Genomic DNA, 16704 nt, shown 5'->3' with positions numbered 1-16704 from the left:
GGTCACTGAGCCGTAGCAGTGTCGCCGTGGTCGGCCGAGCCCCGCCGGGGCTCGCATTCCGTTCGCCTCCTCACCCTCGGCATGCCCCGTGAGCTCTTCCTCGCCTTCGCCACCCGCGCCTCGATCTCCCGAGCGTTCCCCCTGGCGGTGCAGGGCGGCTCCCGGGCTGCTCCTCGGGCTGGTCGGGGGAGCGGCGGCGGACGCCTGGCCCCGCAAGGATCACCGCGGCCGTCAGCCAGGTGGCGCTGGCGGTCATCGCCTTCAAGTCACGACACACATCAACCAACGATCAGATGATCCCAGGAAACGGCCTAGGCGGACCCGTCCTCGCGGGCGGCCGGGAGCGCGCACACCGCGATGCCCCGCTCCAGCAGACTGCCCAGCACCAGCCGGTGGCCGTGCTCGCACACGCTCGTGGCCATCCGGTACGGGGACCAGCGGCGCAGCAGATGGCGGGCGACACTCCCGTCGGGGCGGATCGCCAGCACGCGCAGGGTGGCCCGGGGCCGGGGGCGGAGCCTCTTGGCGGTGGCCGCCGCCGCCCTTCTGACGGCGGGAGGGGCGCGGTGAGCCGCGTCCACGGCGGGCTCCCGCGGCCCGGCCAGGGCGACCCAGAACACCCCGTCGGTGCCCCGGGAGAGGTTGTCGGGGTAGCCCGGCAGGTCCCGTACGAGGATGTCGTGCCCGCCCTGGCGCGGACCGGTCAGCCAGTGGCGGCTGATCCGGCGGGCGCCGCTCTCCGCCACGGCGACGAACGACTCGTCAGGGGCCAGCGCGACGCCGTTGGCGAACCGCAGCCCGTCCCGCAGGACCTCCGGCTCGCCACCCGGCCGCAGCCGCAGGAGCAGCCCGGTGCCGGTGTCCTCCAGGATGTCGCTCAGCCAGTCCTCCAGGGGGTGGCGGCGGCTGGAGACGGTGAAGTAGAGGGTGCCGTCCGCCGCCATGGCGACGTTGCTGCAGAACCGCAGCGGGGCGCCGGCCACCTCGTCGGCGAGGACGCGCACCGTTCCGCCGCGCGGGTCGACGCGCAGCAGACCGCGCCGGGCGTCGCACACCAGCAGTTCGCCGTCGGGGGAGGGGACCAGGCCCAGCGGCCTGCCGCCGGTCTCGGCGATCACCTCGGCGCGGGCGAGCCCTGTCGTGTCCGACAGGGTCAGCCGCCAGATCGCCCCGTCCGCGGTCCCGGTGAGGATCCGGCCCCGGTCGTCGAGGGCCACGTGCTCGGGCCCTCGCGCGTCACGGGCGACGATCTGCGGGCGGGGCAGTGGCTCGACCGTGGCGCCCGCCACGGCCGCCGGGGCGCGGTGTCGTCGTGGCATGGGCTCACGCCGTCCTGCGGGCCCTGGCCGCCTTGACACACCGTGTCATCTCCTCGGCGTAGGGCAGGGCGACGAAGGCGCCGACGGCCGCACCGACCGCCACCAGATAACGGGCGGGCAGCGGGTTCTCCTTCGGCAGCAGCTTCCAGTCCTCCGCCGTGTCACCCCCGCGCAGGGTGGCGCGCACCTGCTTCCAGTGCAGACACGAGGTGAAGGCCAGCGCCGACAGCGGCAGGACCTCCAGGAAGCTGTGGATGTGCTGCTCCACCGGACGCACCTCGCGCTCGCCGGTGGCCAGGCTGACGTCCCACAGGGCCGTCGCGCCGTGGGCCACGGCCGCGCCGCCCATGACCGACAGCACGAGCGGATTGACCCGGGCGAGCAGGGCCATCGCCACCGGGATGCCCGCCTCCGTCATCATGAGCGCGTGCAGCGCCGACTCGCGTGTGCCGGACGTCTCCTCGATCCGGGTCCGGCGGTGCATGGCCCAGTCCGCCACGGCCGGTACGAACCACAGCGGCAGTACCCCGTACATCAGAAAGCGCCGGTTGGCGTCCTCGACATCCATGGGCTCCCGCGGCACCCGCAGATCGCGTGGCCGACGCCAGCGACGCCATGCGCGGGCCACCGGACTGTGGGAGAGAGCCATGCCGCCTCCAGCCTTCAGGGGAAGATCGGGCCGCCCGAGTGCCCTGCCAGTGTCCGCGACAAACCGTCACCCGGCCGGTACGCCGCGCCCACCCGCGGTCACTCCGGCCCGCTGAAACAGCCGTGACAGATGAGGTGACTGGGAGTCAAGTGGTAGATATATGCCAAGTTTGTTGGCCCGAAGGGGTACATCAGCCCTTCATCCGTGCCACACTGAATGTGGCTGGCCCTCACCGCATCCCCCGTCGGTGAGGGCCATTCCCTTTCCATCCCCTTTCCCGCCCCTTCCGGTCAGCCCTGGGCGGCGCGCAGCGCCGCCAGGTGGGCCGTGCGGACCTCGGGGGTCTGGCCCTGGACGACCAGGAACAGGCCCTCCCGGGCGAGGCGCTGGGCCGGGTGGGACAGGCCGAAGGCCCGGCCGCCGCCCGCGGCGATGGCGGCCGTGGTGGCGGCGCGCATCAGGTCGTACGCCCGAGTCTTGGCGGCGAGCCGGTCGTCCAGCCGTTCGGCGGGCGGCACCTCGTCGACCAGGGCGTAGGCGTCGCGGCGCACCCCGTCCAGGTGCTCGCGCAGGACGCCCGCCGTGTCCTTCGCCTCGGCGTCGCCGGACGCGTCGAGGAGGTCGAGCGCGGCGCGGGCCACGCCGAAGACGGCGGGGTTGGTGTTGGTGTTCTTCGGCCGGTCCTCCGTCGCCCAGCGCTCGTGCGGCAGGCGCACCGCCACCGCCTCGTCGGGCACCACCAGCCCGTCGAGCAGCAGTCCGACCGTCCGCGAACCGGTGAGCGCGGCGAGCTGGAGCGGGCCGGTGGCGGTCAGCCCCGGCTGCTCGTGGGCGCCGACGACGCCGAAGACCACCTCGCCGTCCTCGGTGCCGCCGCCCAGCAGGAACAGGTCGTTCAGCCCCCAGCCGGTGTACCAGGGCACGAGCCCGTCGAAGCGCCAGCCGTCCGCCACCCGGGTGGCCCGCACGGGCAGCTTCGGGTGGGCGCGCAGATGCGAGAAGGCGATTCCCGCCAGCAGCGTGCCGTCGCTCAGCGGGCGCAGCCAGCGCTCGCGCGCCGCTTCCTCGCCCGTGGTCAGGGTCCGCACCGGCGTGTGGTGCTGGGCCTGGACGAAGAACGTCGAACAGCAGGCGCCCGCCAGGATCTCGGCGATCTCCCGGCCGACGGCCGCCGGGGCCTCCGCGCCGCCGTACGCCGCCGACGCGTTGACCCCCAGCACCCCCGACGCCTTGACGGCCTCGATGGCCTCGGGGGTGACGCCGTCCCGGTCGTGCGCCTCGGCGGCGGGGGAGAGGACGTCGTCGGCCAGCCGGCGGGCCGCTGCGACGAGGGGGTGGTCGGGCGTGGCGGTCATGCGGAGCGCTCCTCTGCGGTGGTGCGGGCTGCGCCTCGACGGGGCTCGCCCAGGGTGAGCATCAGTCGGTCGGCCCGGGCGAACACGGCGACGACGTGGACGAGGTCCAGGATCTCGGTGTCGTCCAGGCCCGCCTCCGTCCGCAGCGCCGTGAGGCCGAGCGGCTGGTCGGGCTCGCGGGTGAGGCGTACCGCGAAGTCGGCCACGGCCGCGCCGCGCTATGCGGGCGGGAGGCATGGTGGTCCAGGGGAGGCGCGAAGGAGGAACGAGCGGGGCGGGAAGGTGCCGCTCAACATCCCGTGGTGGTGGACCTGCGGAGATCGAGATACCGGCGCTTGGTGAGAAGCGGAGTTCGCACGGCCGCCCCCTCGGATCCTTGTGCGATACAGATGACCTTGAAACTATGCGGGGGGCTCATCCGCTGTCAAAGGAAAGGTAAATCACGCCGATGAAGACCGGCCCGGTACCCTGCCGCGTCGTCGTGTGCCGGGACTGCTGCTGCGGCAGCGCCAAGCTGCCCCGCGTCGATCACGCGGCGCAGACCGAGCGGCTGCGCGAGGTGGCGCCGGTACGGATCTCCGAGTGCCTCGACGCCTGCGACCACGCCAACGTCATCGTCGTACAGCCCTCCACCGAGGGCCGCGCCGCCGGTGCGCGGCCGGTCTGGCTGGGGCTGGTCAACGACCCGGACGCGACCGAGGACATCGCCGCGTGGGTCCGGGCCGGCGGGCCCGGCGTCGCGCCGCGGCCCGAGATCCTGGACCTGTACGCCGTCACTCCACGGGCGCGGAGCGAGGCTTCCCGGTAGACCGGCGTCCGGGCTCAGGACACCGGCGCGGTTGACCCCCGGATCACCACGCGGCAGGCCAGGGTCTCGACCCCCGTACGCGGTGCCCCGGCGATCGCGCCGAACAGGGCGTGCGCCGCCGCGCGGCCGACCTGCTCCAGGCTCATGTCGACGCTGGTCAGCGGGGGCCGCGAGGCGGAGGTCAGGACCTGCCAGTTGTCGAAGCCCATGACCGCCACGTCCTCCGGCACCCGGTGGCCGCGCTCGCGCAGGATGTCCAGGGCGCCGCGGGCGATCTGATCGCTGCCGCACAGGACGGCGTCCACCGTCCTGTGCCGGTCGAGCAGCATCGTGGTGGCCGCCCGGCCCCAGCCCTCGGACCACTCCCCGTACCGCGGTTCGCCGACGAGCGCGAGACCGGCGCCGGCGAGCGCGGCCCGGGCCCCCTCGGCCCGGTCCCGTGCCGCGCGATGGCCGGCGTCTCCGGTGATGTGCGCGATCCGGGTACGCCCGCAGGCGAGCAGATGGCCGACCGCGATCCGGCCCGCGTCGACGTTGTCGGGGACGATGGACAGATCCTCCGGATCGTCCGACGGGGCGTACGCGTAGACGACGGGGACGGGCAGTTCACGGCCCAGGGACGGGCGGGGGTCGGTCCGGCTGCCCACCACGATGAGGCCGTCGACCCGGCGGTCGAGCAGCGCGCGGACATGGTGCCGCTCGCGGATCGTGTCGCCGCGGGCGTCGCAGAGGAACACCGCGACCTCGCCCGCGCCGAAGGCGTCCTCGGCGCCCATGAGGATCGGGATGCCGAAGCGGCCCTCCAGGTCGCTGGTGAGCAGGCCGACGGTGCCCGTCCGCCCGGCGAGCAGGCCGCGGGCCAGCTGATTGGGCCGGAACGACAGCCGCTCGGCCGCCTCGATCACCCGCTGTCTGGTCTCCGCGCGCACCTGGCTGCGGCCGTTGAGGGCCTTGGACGCGGTGGCGAGGGACACCCCGGCCAGCCGGGCGACGTCGCCGAGGGTGGCGGGCCGCGAACGAGAGGGGCCGTGGGCCGAGGGCATGGGCGTTCTCCTGGTTGTTTCGGTCAGAGTGTACTCAGGGTGTTTCCGTGGTTTCGCTCGTTCGCCAAGTGCGGCCGCTCTCAAGGGGATTGACGGGCCATGGGTCGCGTCCTACGTTCACTGAAAGCCTTTTCGGTCTGTTTCCGCCGCAGGTCATGCGCCACCCCGTCCATCGCCCGTCATCCGGATCGACGATCGGAGTCCGAGCATGTCCCAGCCCCCCTCCCGCCGCCGCGCGCTGCGGCTCGCGGCCGGAGCCGCGGCCGCCGCCCCGCTCGCGCACGCCCTGCCCCAGGCGTACGCCGCCGGGGCCGGTGCCCCCGCGGCGGCGCCCGGGCCGTCGTCCGCCCCCGCCACCTGGCCGGTGCGCCCCTTCCCGCTGGACCGGGTGACCCTCGGCGACGGTGTCTTCCGCCGCAAGCGCGACCTGATGCTCGACTACGCCCGGTCCTACCCGGCCGACCGCATCCTGGCCGTCTTCCGGGCCAACGCGGGGCTCGACACCCGTGGCGCCCTGCCGCCCGGCGGTTGGGAGACCTCCGACGGCAATCTGCGCGGCCACTTCGGCGGCCACTTCCTCACCCTCATCGCCCAGGCGTGCGCGGACACGGGGGAGGCCGCGCTCAAGTCCAAGCTCGACTATCTGGTCGCCGCGCTCGGCGAGTGCCGGCAGGCCCTGGCCGAGCACGGCTCGCCGAGACCCAGCCATCCCGGCTATCTGGCGGCGTACCCGGAGACCCAGTTCATCCTGCTGGAGAGCTACACCACGTACCCCACCATCTGGGCGCCGTACTACACCTGCCACAAGATCATGCGCGGTCTGCTCGACGCGCACACCCTGGTAGGGAACGAGCAGGCCCTGCAGATCGCCTCGGGGATGGGCGACTGGGTGCACAGCCGGCTCGGCCACCTGCCGAAGGCCCAGCTGGAGCGGATGTGGTCCATCTACATCGCGGGCGAGTACGGCGGGATGAACGAGGTGATGGCGGACCTGTACGCCCTCACCGGCCGCCCGGAACACCTCGCCGCCGCCCGCTGCTTCGACAACGCCGCGCTGCTGAGCGCCTGCGCCGAGGACCGCGACACCCTGGAGGGCAAGCACGCCAACCAGCACATCCCGCAGTTCACCGGCTATCTGCGGCTGTTCGACCACACAGGGGAGACCGGGTACGCCGCCGCGGCCCGCAACTTCTGGGGCATGGTCGCGGGCCCCCGGATGTACAGCCTGGGCGGCACGGGACAGGGCGAGATGTTCCGGGCGCGGAACGCCATCGCGGCCACCCTGGACGACAAGAACGCCGAGACCTGCGCGACGTACAACATGCTCAAGCTGAGCCGGCAGTTGTTCTTCCGCACGCCGGACGCCGCGTACATGGACTACTACGAGCGCGGCCTGACCAACCACATCCTGGCCTCCCGCCGGGACGCCCCGAGCACGGACAGCCCGGAGGTCACCTATTTCGTCGGGATGGGCCCGGGGGTGCGGCGCGAGTACGACAACACCGGCACCTGCTGCGGTGGCACGGGCATGGAGAACCACACCAAGTACCAGGACTCGGTGTACTTCCGCTCCGCCGACGGCACCGCGCTGTACGTCAACCTCTCCCTCGCCTCGACGCTGCGGTGGCCGGAGCGGGGCTTCGTCATCGAGCAGACGAGCGACTACCCGGACGAGGGCGTCCGCACCCTGACGTTCCGCGAGGGCCGGGGGCGGCTCGACCTGAAACTCCGGGTTCCGGCCTGGGCCACCGGGGGCTTCACCGTCACCGTCAACGGGGTGCGACAGCGCGGTAAGGCGGTGCCCGGCAGCTACCTCACGCTGAGCCGGGAGTGGCGGCGCGGCGACCGGGTCCGGATCTCCGCTCCCTACCGCCTGCGCGTCGAGCGGGCCCTGGACGACCCCGCCGTCCAGTCGCTGTTCTACGGGCCGGTCCTGCTGGTCGCCCGCAGCCAGGAGACGGAATTCCGCTCGTTCTCCTTCTACCGGGACTTCACGCTGCGCGGCGATCTCGCCGACGCGATCGAACCCGGCGACCGGCCCCTGCACTTCACCACGCACGGCCTGACCCTCGCCCCGTTCCACCTCGCCGACGACGCCCCGTACCACGCGTACTTCCGGCGCGCCGAGCCCGTCGTCGTGTTCGGCGCGACCGACTCCGGCGTGCCGAACCGCGCCCGCGGCGACGGTCTCACCTTCCTCGACGTGCTCTGGGGGAAGGCCCCGTTCGCGTCCTCCGGCCGCTTCGTCCGGGCGGTGCGGGCCCTCGCCGGCGCATGGCTGTCGGAGGGGCTGTTCAGCCGCGCCGAGCGGGACGAGGTCGTCGCGGCCGCCGTCGGAGTCGATCTCAGGGGCGGCCAATAGGTCCGATGACATGAGGCGGTGGGCGTCGAAAGTTTCGGAATAGGGCGCACTCTCTCGACAGGCAGATCGGAATGCGTATCAATTCATCCGATCACCCAACTCGTGAGAGGGAAACGCCCCATCATGCAGAGACCTGGCTTACCCATCCGTGCCCTCGGTGTCCTCGCCGCGACCGCCGCCGCCCTCGGGGTCGTCGTGGCCACCGGAACCGAGTCCAACGCCGCCCAGCTCACGGCGCGGTCCGCCGCCGCGCCCGGCACGCCGCCCGCCCCGCGCTCCGCCGTCGTCACCTGGGGCTCCAGCGCCTACCCGGCCGGGACCGCCACCCAGGACCTGACCTACCGGTTCGTCATCCACACCAGCGTCGGCGGCCGGGACCTGCGCATCCGGCTCTCCAACGCCTACGGCGACCAGCCGGTGACCTTCGGGCACGCCTACGCGGGCGTACGCGGTTCCGGGGCGGCGGTCGTGCCCGGCAGCAACCGGCGGCTGACCTTCCGCGGCGCCTCGTCGGTGACCGTACCGGCGGGCGGCGTCGTGTACAGCGATCCGCTGCCGGGCGGCGTCCGGCCCCAGTCGGACCTCGCGATCAGCCTCTACGTACGCAGCGCGGGCACCCTCGCGACCGGCCACAAGGGGGCCCGCGCCACCCAGTACGTCGCACCGGCCGGAGACCACGCCGCGGAGGAGGGCGCCGACGCGTACACGGAAGCGATCACCTCCTGGTACTACCTGGACGCGGCCGTCGTGCGGCCACGGCCGGGCACCGGCGCCGTCGTCGCCTTCGGCGACTCGATCACCGACGGCTCCGCCTCCTCCCAGGACACCAACCGCCGCTGGCCGGACTTCCTCGCCCGCCGACTGCTCGCCGACCCCCGCTCACGGCTCAAGGGCGTCGCCAACGAGGGCATCTCCGGCAACAAGGTCCTCGCCGACGGCTCCGCCGAAAGCGCGCTGAAGCGGCTCGACCGGGATGTGCTCTCCCAGGCCGGAGTACGCACGACGATCCTCTTCGAGGGCATCAACGACATCAAGTCCACGCCCGGCCCCACCGCCGACGAACTGATCGCCGGATACCGGCAGATCATCGCCAGGTCCCACGCGCGCGGCGTCTGCGTGGTCGGCGCGACCGTCATGCCGTACGAGGGCTGGCGGGAGTACGAGGCCGTTGACGAGACGGTTCGTCAACAGGTCAACACCTTCATCCGCACCAGCGGCGAGTTCGACGCGGTCGTGGACTTCGACAAGGCCGTCCGGGACCCCGCGGCGCCCTCCCGGATACTCCCCGCCTACGACGGCGGCGACCACCTCCACCCCAATGACGACGGCATGCGGGTGATGGGCGACGCCATCTCCCTGCGCGCCCTCCGCTGCTCCCGCTGACCCCCGTCTTCCCCACCACGGCCCCCGGCCCGCGCCGGGGGCTCCAACTCGACTCGGAGCGGGGCATCTTGGCAACGCCCCGTCCGCCGTTTACCGTCACGAGCACCAGTGCAATGTCACACAGCGCCCCATCGGTGGCCCCGCTCACGGCCCAGCCCCGAAAGAAGGCACAGTGAAAAGCACCGTGAAAAGACCGCGCTCGCTCCGGATCGCCACGCTGGCCTCCTCACTGGCCCTGGCACTCGCCGCCTGCTCCGGCGGCGGCCCGCAGGGCGCCTCCTCCGCGGCCGGGCCCGGCGGCAAGGCGGCCAAGGGCGGCACCGTGCGCGTCCTGACCAACGTGGCGTTCTCCCACCTCGACCCGGCCCGCGGCTTCGACGGCGGCGTCAACAACTTCTACCGCCTCATCTACCGCACCCTGACGACCCAGGGCGCGGCGCCCGGCAAGGCCGGTACGACCATCCGGCCCGACCTCGCCACCGACACGGGAACCCCCTCCGACGGCGGCAAGACCTGGACGTTCACGCTGAAGAAGGGGCTCCGCTTCCAGAACGGCGACCCCATCACCAGCGCGGAGGTGAAGTTCGGAGTCTCACGGGCCTGGGACCCCGAGATCGGCATCGGTTCCCCGTACGCCAAGCAGCTCATCGACGCCCCTGACGGCTACCGGGGCCCGTACGCCTCCGGGGACCTGCCCACGATCCAGACCCCGGACGCGCGGACGATCGTCTTCCATCTGAAGAAGCCCTACGCGGACTTCGGCAGCGTCACGGCCCAGCCCACGTTCGTCCCCTTCCCCAAGGGCACCGGCGGCAAGGGGGAGTTCGACCGCGCGCCCATCGCCTCCGGCCCGTACCAGATCGCCTCCTACAAGCGCGGCGCCTCGCTGACGCTGGACCGCAACAAGCACTGGGACCCCGACACGGACACCATCCGCACCGCCCGGCCGGACCACTTCGCGTGGACCTTCGGCCTGGACGGCGCCACCATCGACGAACGCATGATCGCGGGCCAGGGCGATGACGCCGGCGCCATCGCGGGCGGGTCCGGCATCCAGCCCGCCACCGTCGCCCGGATCCAGACCCCCGCCGTGCGCAAACGCACCCTCTCCGGGCTCACCGGCTGCACCACCTACCTGGGCCTGAACACCACCAAGAAGCCGCTGGACCAGGTCAAGGTGCGCCAGGCCATCGCGTACGCCGTCAACAAGGCGACCCAGGTCGACGCGGTCGGCGGCACGGCCAAGGCGCAGCGGGCCACCTCCATCCAGCCGCCGACCGTCGTCGGCCGGAAGGCCTACGACCCGTACCCCAGCGAGGGCGGCAAGGGCGACCTCACGGCCGCGCGGCGGCTGCTCGGCGAGGCGGGGGCCCGGGGCGGCTTCACCCTGACCCTCGACATCCGCTCCCAGCCGTCCATGCAGCAGCAGGGCGTGGCGATCCAGCAGGCGCTGGCCCCGCTGAAGATCGACGTCAAGCTCAACACCATCGACACCGCCACCTACTACGAGGCCATCGGCACCCCCTCTCAGCAGCACGACGCGGCGATCACCGGCTGGTGCCCGGACTGGCCGTCCGGCGCCACCTTCCTGCCGCCGCTGTTCGACGGCCGCACCATCGCCGCCAAGGGCAACCAGAACCTCGCGCAGCTCGACGACAAGGGGGTCAACGACCGGATCGACGAGATCGCCGCCATGAAGGACGTGGACCGGCAGAACGCCGCGTACGGCGAGCTGGACGAGCAGATCATGAAGCTCGCCCCGGTCGTGCCCCTGATGTACGAGAAGTACGTCGGCGTCGTCGGGAGCAACATCGCGGGGGCGTACCTCCACGCGGGCTTCTCCGGCGGCATCGACCTGGTCTCCGTCGGCCTCGCGGACCCGGGCCGGTCCTGATGAGCGTCGGCACACCGCTCCCGGACGCCGAGGCCCAGGGCCTGGCCACGAGCCCGGCGCCCGCGCTCACTTCGGGCCGCCGCGTCGCCGCCGCGTTGCGGCGCGACCGCGCCGCGGTGGCCGCCGCCGCGTTCCTCGGGCTGCTCTGCCTGGTGGCGCTGTGCGCCCCGCTGATCACCGCGCTCACCGGCTGGGGCCCGTACGCCTTCGACTCCTCCGCCGTCGACACCGGCCTCGGCGGGGTGCCCAGGGGGTCGTTCGGGGGCATCGGCGCCGAGCACCTCTTCGGCGTCGAACCGCAGAACGGCCGGGACATCCTCGCGCGCATCGTCCACGGCGCCCGCGTGTCCCTGCTGATCGCGCTCTCCTGCACCCTGCTCACCGGGGTGCTCGGTGTCGTCCTCGGCATGCTCGCCGGGTTCTACCGGGGGTGGGTGGACCAGGTGATCTCCCGGGTCATGGACTTCCTGATGGCGTTCCCCGCGCTGATCTTCATGATCGCGATCCTGTCCTCCCTGCCGGCGGGGAACCGGCCGGTGCTGCTGGTGGTGGTCATCAGCGGCTTCGGCTGGCCGTATCTCGCCCGCGTCATCCGGGGGCAGACGATGGCGCTGGCGAGCCGGGAGTTCGTGGAGGCGGCCAGGGCGTCGGGCGCCCGCGACCGCGATCTGGTGTTCCGCGAGATCCTGCCCAATCTGCGCGGCCCGATCACCGTCATGGCCACGCTCGCCGTGCCCGGCTACATCGGCACCGAGGCCGGGCTGTCCTTCCTCGGCGTCGGCATCACCCCGCCCACCCCGTCCTGGGGCCAGATGATCGCCAACTCGGTGAGCTGGTACCAGGTCGACCCGATGTACTTCGTGATCCCGGGCGCGTTCCTCTTCCTCACCGTGCTGTCGCTGACCGTGCTCGGGGACCGGCTGCGGCACGCCATCGACGAGGGGGAGGCCGCCGCCTGATGGTCCGCTACCTGATCGGACGGCTCGCCGGTGTCGTCGTCATCCTCTTCGCCGTCTGCCTGTTCACCTACCTCATCTTCTTCCAGCTCTCGCCCGACCCCGCGGTGATGATCTGCGGTAAGACCTGCACCGAGGAGCGGATCGGCGCCATCCGCGAGGCACTGGGCCTCGACCGGCCCTTCCTCAGCCAGTTCGGGGCGTTCCTCGGCGGGATCTTCGCCGGGCGTGACTACGGCTCGGGCGCCACGCTCGTCCACTGCCCGGCGCCCTGCCTCGGCTACAGCTTCCAGACCGACGAGTCCGTCTGGTCCATGATCACCGCACGGCTGCCGGTCAGCGCCACCCTGGCCATCGGCGCCGCGGTGCTGTGGCTGCTCGTCGGGGTGGCCGCCGGGCTGCTCAGCGCCGTACGGCAGGGGACGTGGTGGGACCGCGGCGCGATGGCGCTGGCGCTCGGCGGGATCAGCGTCCCCAACTATGTGCTGGCCCTGGTCCTCCAGTACGTGCTCGTCGTCAAGCTCGAATGGCTGCCGTTCCCCTCGGCCGTCGCCTTCTCCGACGACCCGGCGCGGTGGTTCCAGTCGTATCTGATGCCGTGGATGGTGCTCGCGGCCGGATACGCCTGTCTGTACGCGCGGCTGACGCGGACCCATGTGATCGAGACGCTGTCCGAGAACTTCCTGCGCACCGCCAGGGCCAAGGGGCTCAAGCGGTCCCTGGTGCTGCGCCGCCACGCGCTGCGGCCCGCGCTCACCCCCGTCACCACCCTCTTCGGGATGGACTTCGCCGGGCTGCTCGGCGGCGCCCTCATCACCGAGACCGTCTTCGGCCTCGGCGGCATCGGAAAGCTGGCCGCCGACTCGATCGCGAAGAACGACCAGCCGGTGATCATGGCGGTCACGCTGCTGGCGGCCTTCTTCGTGGTGGTCGGCAATGTGGTCGTGGACCTCGTCTACACCGCCCTGGACCCGAGAGTGAGGATCCGATGAGCGGATCGAAGGAGCTTCTGGTGGTGGACGACCTCACCGTCACCCTGCCCACCACCCGCGGCCCCGTCGACGTCGTCAAGGGCGTCTCCTTCACCGTCGACAGGGACGAAACCCTCGGCATCGTCGGGGAGTCGGGCTCCGGAAAGTCCATGACCAGCCTCGCCATCATGGGACTGCTGCCCCGCGGCGCGACGGCCACCGGCAGCGTCCGCCTCGACGGCGAGGAACTGCTCGGCCGCCCCGACCGCGAGCTGCGCCGGATCCGGGGCGACGGGATCTCCATGGTGTTCCAGGACCCGCTGTCCTCGCTCAACCCCTATTACACGGTGGGCCTCCAGATCGAGGAGGCCTACCGGGCCCACCGCGGCGGCTCGCGCAAGGCCGCCCGGGCCGTGGCCGTCGAAGCCCTGACGCAGGTGGGCATCGCCGAACCCGGGCGGCGGGTGGACCACTACCCGCACCAGTTCTCCGGCGGCCAGCGCCAGCGCGTCATGATCGCCATGGCGCTCGTCTGCTCCCCGTCCCTGCTGATCGCCGACGAGCCGACCACCGCGCTCGACGTCACCGTCCAGGCACAGATCCTGCGGCTGCTCGCCGGGCTCCAGCAGCGGACCGGCACCGGGATGGTCCTCATCACCCACGATCTGGCCGTCGTCAGCTCCCTCGCGCGGCGGATCCTGGTGATGCGCGAGGGCGACCCGGTCGAGTACGGGGAGGCCGAGCGGATCTTCTCCGATCCGCGGCACCCGTACACGCGGGCGCTGCTGGAGAGCGTGCCGCGCATCGAGGAGGTGCCACGGTGAGCGCGTCACCGGGTGAACCGCTGCTGCGGGCGCGGGAGCTGACCAAGACCTTCGTCGGCCGGGGCCCCGGTGGGATGCTCGGCCGGAAGGCCGCGTTCACCGCCGTCGACCGGGTCGGCTTCGACATCCGCGCGGGGGAGACCCTCGCCGTCGTCGGCGAGTCCGGCAGCGGGAAGTCCACCACGGCCCGGATGGCCGCGCGGCTGATGGAACCGACGGGCGGCAGCCTGGAGTTCGCGGGCGAGGACGTCACCCGGGCCACGGGGCCCGCCCTCGCCCGGTTCCGCAGGGGAGTCCAGGTCGTCTTCCAGGACCCCTACTCCTCCCTCAACCCGCGGCACACCGTGGAACGCATCCTCATGGCGCCGCTGGACTACCAGGGCATCGCCCCCAAGGGCGGCCGGCGCGCCCTCACCAAGGAGCTGATGGAGCGGGTCGGGCTCGACCCCGACCACTCCCAGCGCTACCCCGCGCAGTTCTCCGGCGGTCAGGCCCAGCGCATCGGCATCGCCCGGGCGCTCGCCGTGGACCCGCGGCTCGTCATCTGCGACGAGGCCGTCTCCGCCCTGGACGTCTCGGTCCGGGCCCAGGTGCTCGACCTGCTGCGGCGGCTCCAGCGCGAGAGCGGCTTCGCGTACCTCTTCATCGCCCACGACCTCGCCGTGGTGCGCCGCATCGCGCACCGGGTCGCGGTCATGAGCGAGGGACGCATCGTGGAGACGGGCCCGTGCGAACGCGTCTTCGCCGACCCCCGGGCCCCGTACACCCGCACCCTGCTGGCCGCGGTCCCGCGCATCAACCCCGACTGGGACCGCGCCCGCCGCGCCCGGGCCGCCGCGGGGCGGCGCGGCGACGGCCGGGCGGCCGCCGGGCCGGGCGGCGACCGGACGGGCGACGTTCGAGCGGCGGACCGGCCGGGCAACGATCGTACGAGCGACCAAGGAGGCACCACCCATGGCTGACCGGACGACCACGACCCCCGGCCGGTCCGGGCCCGTCCCCACCGAACCGGACCCCCGCCTGCCCCGGCTGGGCGACATCCCCGGCTTCGCCGCGTACATGAGCCAGGGCTGGGCCACCCCCGACCGCACGCCGCCCACCACCCCCGGCGCACCCGAGGCCGCCGCCGCGCACCGCGCCCGGCTCGGCGCGCTGTTCCCCGGCCGGGCCATCGTCGTGGCCGGCGGCAGCGCCGCCGTACGCAGCAACGACACCCGCTACGACTTCCGCCCGGACAGCAACTTCGCCTGGCTCACCGGCTGCTCGGCCGAGGACGCCGTCCTCGTCCTGCGGCCCTCGGGCACGGGCCACGACGCGACCCTCTACCTGCCGCCCCCGGCCCACCCCGGCGAGCCGGGGTTCTTCTCCGACGCCGCCTACGGAGAGCTGTGGGTCGGCGCCGCCCCCGGCCCCGGCGACTGGGCGGACGCGCTCCAACTGGAGGTGCGCCCGGCCGGTGAGCTGGAGTCCGCGCTGACCCGGCTCACCGACCCGCTGATCACCGGGCCCCTCACCACCGACGACCACAAGCCCTCGGCCGAACTGGAGCGCACCCTCGCCGAACTGCGCATGATCAAGGACGACTGGGAGATCGACCGGCTCCGCGAGGCCGTCGACCGGACCGTCTCCGGATTCGCCGCCGTGCTCAGGGAGTTCCCCACCGCCCTCGAAGGCCCCGGCGAGCGCTGGCTGCAGGGCACCTTCGAACGCCACGCCCGCACCTACGGCAACGGCCCCGGCTACGCCACGATCGTCGGCAGCGGCGCGCACGCCCCCACCCTGCACTGGGTGCGCTGCGACGGCCCGGTGCGCCCGGACGACGTGGTCCTGCTCGACATGGGCGTCGAGACCCGCGACCTCTACACCGCCGACGTCACCCGCACCTTCCCCGCCTCCGGCCGCTTCTCCGCCGCGCAGACCCAGGTCCACGACCTGGTCGAGAAGGCCCACCGCGCGGCGCTCGCCCAGGTGCGCCCCGGGAAGCGCTTCACCGACTTCCACCAGGCAGCCATGGAGGTCATCGCGCACGGCCTCGACGACTGGGGGCTGCTCCCGGTCTCCGCCGACGAGGCCCTGTCCGACCGTGGCCAGCACCACCGCCGCTGGCTGGTCTGCGGCATCGGCCACCACCTCGGGCTCGACGTGCACGACTGCGCCCAGTCCTCGTACGAGGCGTACCAGGGCGCCGAGATGGCCCCCGGCATGGTGCTCACCGTGGAACCCGGCCTGTACTTCCACGCCCACGACCTGAGCGTCCCGCCGGAGCTGCGCGGGGTCGGGATCCGCATCGAGGACGACCTCCTGGTGACCCCCGACGGCGCCGAGGTGCTCTCGGCGGACCTGCCGCTGGACGCCGCGGGCCTGGAGCGCTGGATGGAGCGCCGGACCCCCTAGGAAGGGTCGGTCAGGGCGGTCGCGGTCAGGGTGAGGTGCTGGACCAGCAGCGCGGCCGCGGCGTCGGCGTCGCGGGCCAGCACCGCCTCCTCCAGCCGCCGGTGCTCGTCGGCGCCGTCCCGGCCGGGGGCGCGGTGTGCCGACCAGCGGCGGGCCAGTTCGCTCGCCGTCCACATCCGGTCGAAGGTCTCCAGCAGCACGGCGTTGCCGCAGCCCTCCAGCAGAGTCCGGTGGAACACCCGATGGGCCTCGGACCAGGTGTCGCAGAAGTACGTGCCCTCTTCCGGCGAGTACGCCGGGGTGCGGGCCAGACGGTGGTGGGCGGCCCGTACGCGGGCCTCCCAGTCGACGTCGCCCCGCTCGACGGACATGCGCAGGACGGCCGGCTCGATCGTGCGCCGGGCCTCGGTGATCTCCTGCCAACACCGGTCGGTGAGGGCGGGAACGGCGAAGCCGCGATTGTGCAGCCGGTCGGCGAGGCCGTCGCCGACCACCCGCACCAGCGCCTCGCGCACGACGGCCAGGCTCACACCTTGCTCCCTGGCCAGGTCCTGCGGCTTGAGGGCCTCGCCGGGGGCGTAGTCCCCACGCATGATCGCATCCCGCAGGCAGGCGTAGACCTGCTCGGAAAGCATCTTCTGTGGCATATCCCCAGCATAGACGGCTCTCTTCGATAATCGATTATTGCTGCTATGGTCGATGATCAACCGTCAGTTTCCGATGACGGATCTTCAACTCATCAGGGA

The 16704-nt window shown here is 72.8% G+C and carries 15 protein-coding genes; 9 read left to right on the top strand and 6 right to left on the bottom strand.

From position 1 onward, the window contains the following. Positions 1–311 precede the first annotated feature (311 nt). From ACFZCY_RS17125 to ACFZCY_RS17110, 4 genes are all read right to left on the bottom strand, one after another. Positions 312–1319 (bottom strand): SMP-30/gluconolactonase/LRE family protein, encoded by a 1008-nt coding sequence (locus tag ACFZCY_RS17125; protein WP_391173794.1) that lies wholly within the window; start codon positions 1317–1319, stop codon positions 312–314. 4 nt (positions 1320–1323) lie between these two features. Continuing rightward, positions 1324–1968: a diguanylate cyclase gene (locus tag ACFZCY_RS17120; RefSeq protein WP_391173792.1), complete on the bottom strand. Its 645-nt coding sequence runs from the start codon at positions 1966–1968 to the stop codon at positions 1324–1326. Positions 1969–2258: 290 nt separating this feature from the next. Next, positions 2259–3323 carry an acyl-CoA dehydrogenase family protein gene (locus ACFZCY_RS17115; protein WP_391173788.1) on the bottom strand — a complete coding sequence of 355 codons (1065 nt, stop codon included), beginning with the start codon at positions 3321–3323 and terminating at the stop codon, positions 2259–2261. Then, on the bottom strand, positions 3320–3529 hold the full coding sequence (locus tag ACFZCY_RS17110; protein WP_391173786.1) for a hypothetical protein: 210 nt from the start codon (positions 3527–3529) through the stop codon (positions 3320–3322). The genes ACFZCY_RS17115 and ACFZCY_RS17110 overlap by 4 nt, the downstream gene beginning before the upstream one ends. A 242-nt stretch (positions 3530–3771) precedes the next feature. Here ACFZCY_RS17110 and ACFZCY_RS17105 point away from each other — a divergent pair, with 242 nt between their 5' ends. Next, positions 3772–4131: a (2Fe-2S) ferredoxin domain-containing protein gene (locus ACFZCY_RS17105; protein ID WP_391173783.1), complete on the top strand. Its 360-nt coding sequence runs from the start codon at positions 3772–3774 to the stop codon at positions 4129–4131. Between the two features lie 14 nt (positions 4132–4145). Here ACFZCY_RS17105 and ACFZCY_RS17100 read toward each other — a convergent pair whose 3' ends face one another. Next, complete coding sequence (locus ACFZCY_RS17100) at positions 4146–5174, bottom strand: substrate-binding domain-containing protein (RefSeq protein ID WP_391173780.1); 1029 nt, start codon at positions 5172–5174, stop codon at positions 4146–4148. Between the two features lie 208 nt (positions 5175–5382). On the opposite strand from ACFZCY_RS17100, the gene ACFZCY_RS17095 reads away from it, so the two are divergent. The 8 genes from ACFZCY_RS17095 to ACFZCY_RS17060 all read left to right on the top strand — a co-directional run bounded on the left by ACFZCY_RS17095 (position 5383) and on the right by ACFZCY_RS17060 (position 15958). Beyond that, on the top strand, positions 5383–7536 hold the full coding sequence (locus ACFZCY_RS17095; RefSeq protein WP_391173778.1) for a beta-L-arabinofuranosidase domain-containing protein: 2154 nt from the start codon (positions 5383–5385) through the stop codon (positions 7534–7536). Positions 7537–7659: 123 nt separating this feature from the next. Further along, complete coding sequence (locus ACFZCY_RS17090; protein ID WP_391173775.1) at positions 7660–8919, top strand: GDSL-type esterase/lipase family protein; 1260 nt, start codon at positions 7660–7662, stop codon at positions 8917–8919. 184 nt (positions 8920–9103) lie between these two features. Then, complete coding sequence (locus tag ACFZCY_RS17085; protein WP_391173772.1) at positions 9104–10813, top strand: ABC transporter substrate-binding protein; 1710 nt, start codon at positions 9104–9106, stop codon at positions 10811–10813. Next, the gene (locus tag ACFZCY_RS17080) at positions 10813–11772 is read left to right on the top strand and encodes an ABC transporter permease subunit (RefSeq protein ID WP_391173769.1); all 960 of its coding nucleotides are present in this window, start codon (positions 10813–10815) and stop codon (positions 11770–11772) included. The genes ACFZCY_RS17085 and ACFZCY_RS17080 overlap by 1 nt, the downstream gene beginning before the upstream one ends. After that, positions 11772–12761: an ABC transporter permease subunit gene (locus tag ACFZCY_RS17075; RefSeq protein WP_391173767.1), complete on the top strand. Its 990-nt coding sequence runs from the start codon at positions 11772–11774 to the stop codon at positions 12759–12761. The genes ACFZCY_RS17080 and ACFZCY_RS17075 overlap by 1 nt, the downstream gene beginning before the upstream one ends. Then, positions 12758–13564, top strand: coding sequence for an ATP-binding cassette domain-containing protein (locus tag ACFZCY_RS17070; protein ID WP_391173765.1), 807 nt, complete (start codon positions 12758–12760; stop codon positions 13562–13564). The genes ACFZCY_RS17075 and ACFZCY_RS17070 overlap by 4 nt, the downstream gene beginning before the upstream one ends. After that, a complete protein-coding gene (locus ACFZCY_RS17065) occupies positions 13561–14526 on the top strand; it encodes an ATP-binding cassette domain-containing protein (RefSeq protein WP_391173763.1) in 966 nt (321 codons plus the stop codon). The genes ACFZCY_RS17070 and ACFZCY_RS17065 overlap by 4 nt, the downstream gene beginning before the upstream one ends. Further along, positions 14519–15958, top strand: a complete 1440-nt coding sequence (locus ACFZCY_RS17060; RefSeq protein WP_391173759.1) for an aminopeptidase P N-terminal domain-containing protein — start codon at positions 14519–14521, stop codon at positions 15956–15958. Before ACFZCY_RS17065 ends, ACFZCY_RS17060 begins: the two co-directional genes overlap by 8 nt. Here ACFZCY_RS17060 and ACFZCY_RS17055 read toward each other — a convergent pair. Continuing rightward, on the bottom strand, positions 15955–16593 hold the full coding sequence (locus ACFZCY_RS17055) for an FCD domain-containing protein (RefSeq protein ID WP_391174391.1): 639 nt from the start codon (positions 16591–16593) through the stop codon (positions 15955–15957). The genes ACFZCY_RS17060 and ACFZCY_RS17055 overlap by 4 nt on opposite strands. Positions 16594–16704 lie beyond the last annotated feature (111 nt).

The organism is Streptomyces sp. NPDC007983 (assembly GCF_042958345.1).
Lineage (GTDB): Bacteria > Actinomycetota > Actinomycetes > Streptomycetales > Streptomycetaceae > Streptomyces.
The sequence above is the reverse complement of the archived record's forward strand: the minus strand, read 5'-3'. Positions and strand labels throughout refer to the sequence as shown.

Excerpts from the sequence above, each read along its gene's own strand:
- ACFZCY_RS17120 (WP_391173792.1), bottom strand. The coding sequence starts at position 1,968 with ATGGCTCTCTCCCACAGTCCGGTGGCCCGCGCATGGCGTCGCTGGCGT.
- ACFZCY_RS17055 (WP_391174391.1), bottom strand. The coding sequence starts at position 16,593 with ATGCTTTCCGAGCAGGTCTACGCCTGCCTGCGGGATGCGATCATGCGT.
- ACFZCY_RS17125 (WP_391173794.1), bottom strand. The coding sequence starts at position 1,319 with ATGCCACGACGACACCGCGCCCCGGCGGCCGTGGCGGGCGCCACGGTC.
- ACFZCY_RS17080 (WP_391173769.1), top strand. The coding sequence starts at position 10,813 with ATGAGCGTCGGCACACCGCTCCCGGACGCCGAGGCCCAGGGCCTGGCC.
- ACFZCY_RS17060 (WP_391173759.1), top strand. The coding sequence starts at position 14,519 with ATGGCTGACCGGACGACCACGACCCCCGGCCGGTCCGGGCCCGTCCCC.
- ACFZCY_RS17090 (WP_391173775.1), top strand. The coding sequence starts at position 7,660 with ATGCAGAGACCTGGCTTACCCATCCGTGCCCTCGGTGTCCTCGCCGCG.
- ACFZCY_RS17070 (WP_391173765.1), top strand. The coding sequence starts at position 12,758 with ATGAGCGGATCGAAGGAGCTTCTGGTGGTGGACGACCTCACCGTCACC.
- ACFZCY_RS17075 (WP_391173767.1), top strand. The coding sequence starts at position 11,772 with ATGGTCCGCTACCTGATCGGACGGCTCGCCGGTGTCGTCGTCATCCTC.
- ACFZCY_RS17100 (WP_391173780.1), bottom strand. The coding sequence starts at position 5,174 with ATGCCCTCGGCCCACGGCCCCTCTCGTTCGCGGCCCGCCACCCTCGGC.
- ACFZCY_RS17115 (WP_391173788.1), bottom strand. The coding sequence starts at position 3,323 with ATGACCGCCACGCCCGACCACCCCCTCGTCGCAGCGGCCCGCCGGCTG.
- ACFZCY_RS17105 (WP_391173783.1), top strand. The coding sequence starts at position 3,772 with ATGAAGACCGGCCCGGTACCCTGCCGCGTCGTCGTGTGCCGGGACTGC.
- ACFZCY_RS17095 (WP_391173778.1), top strand. The coding sequence starts at position 5,383 with ATGTCCCAGCCCCCCTCCCGCCGCCGCGCGCTGCGGCTCGCGGCCGGA.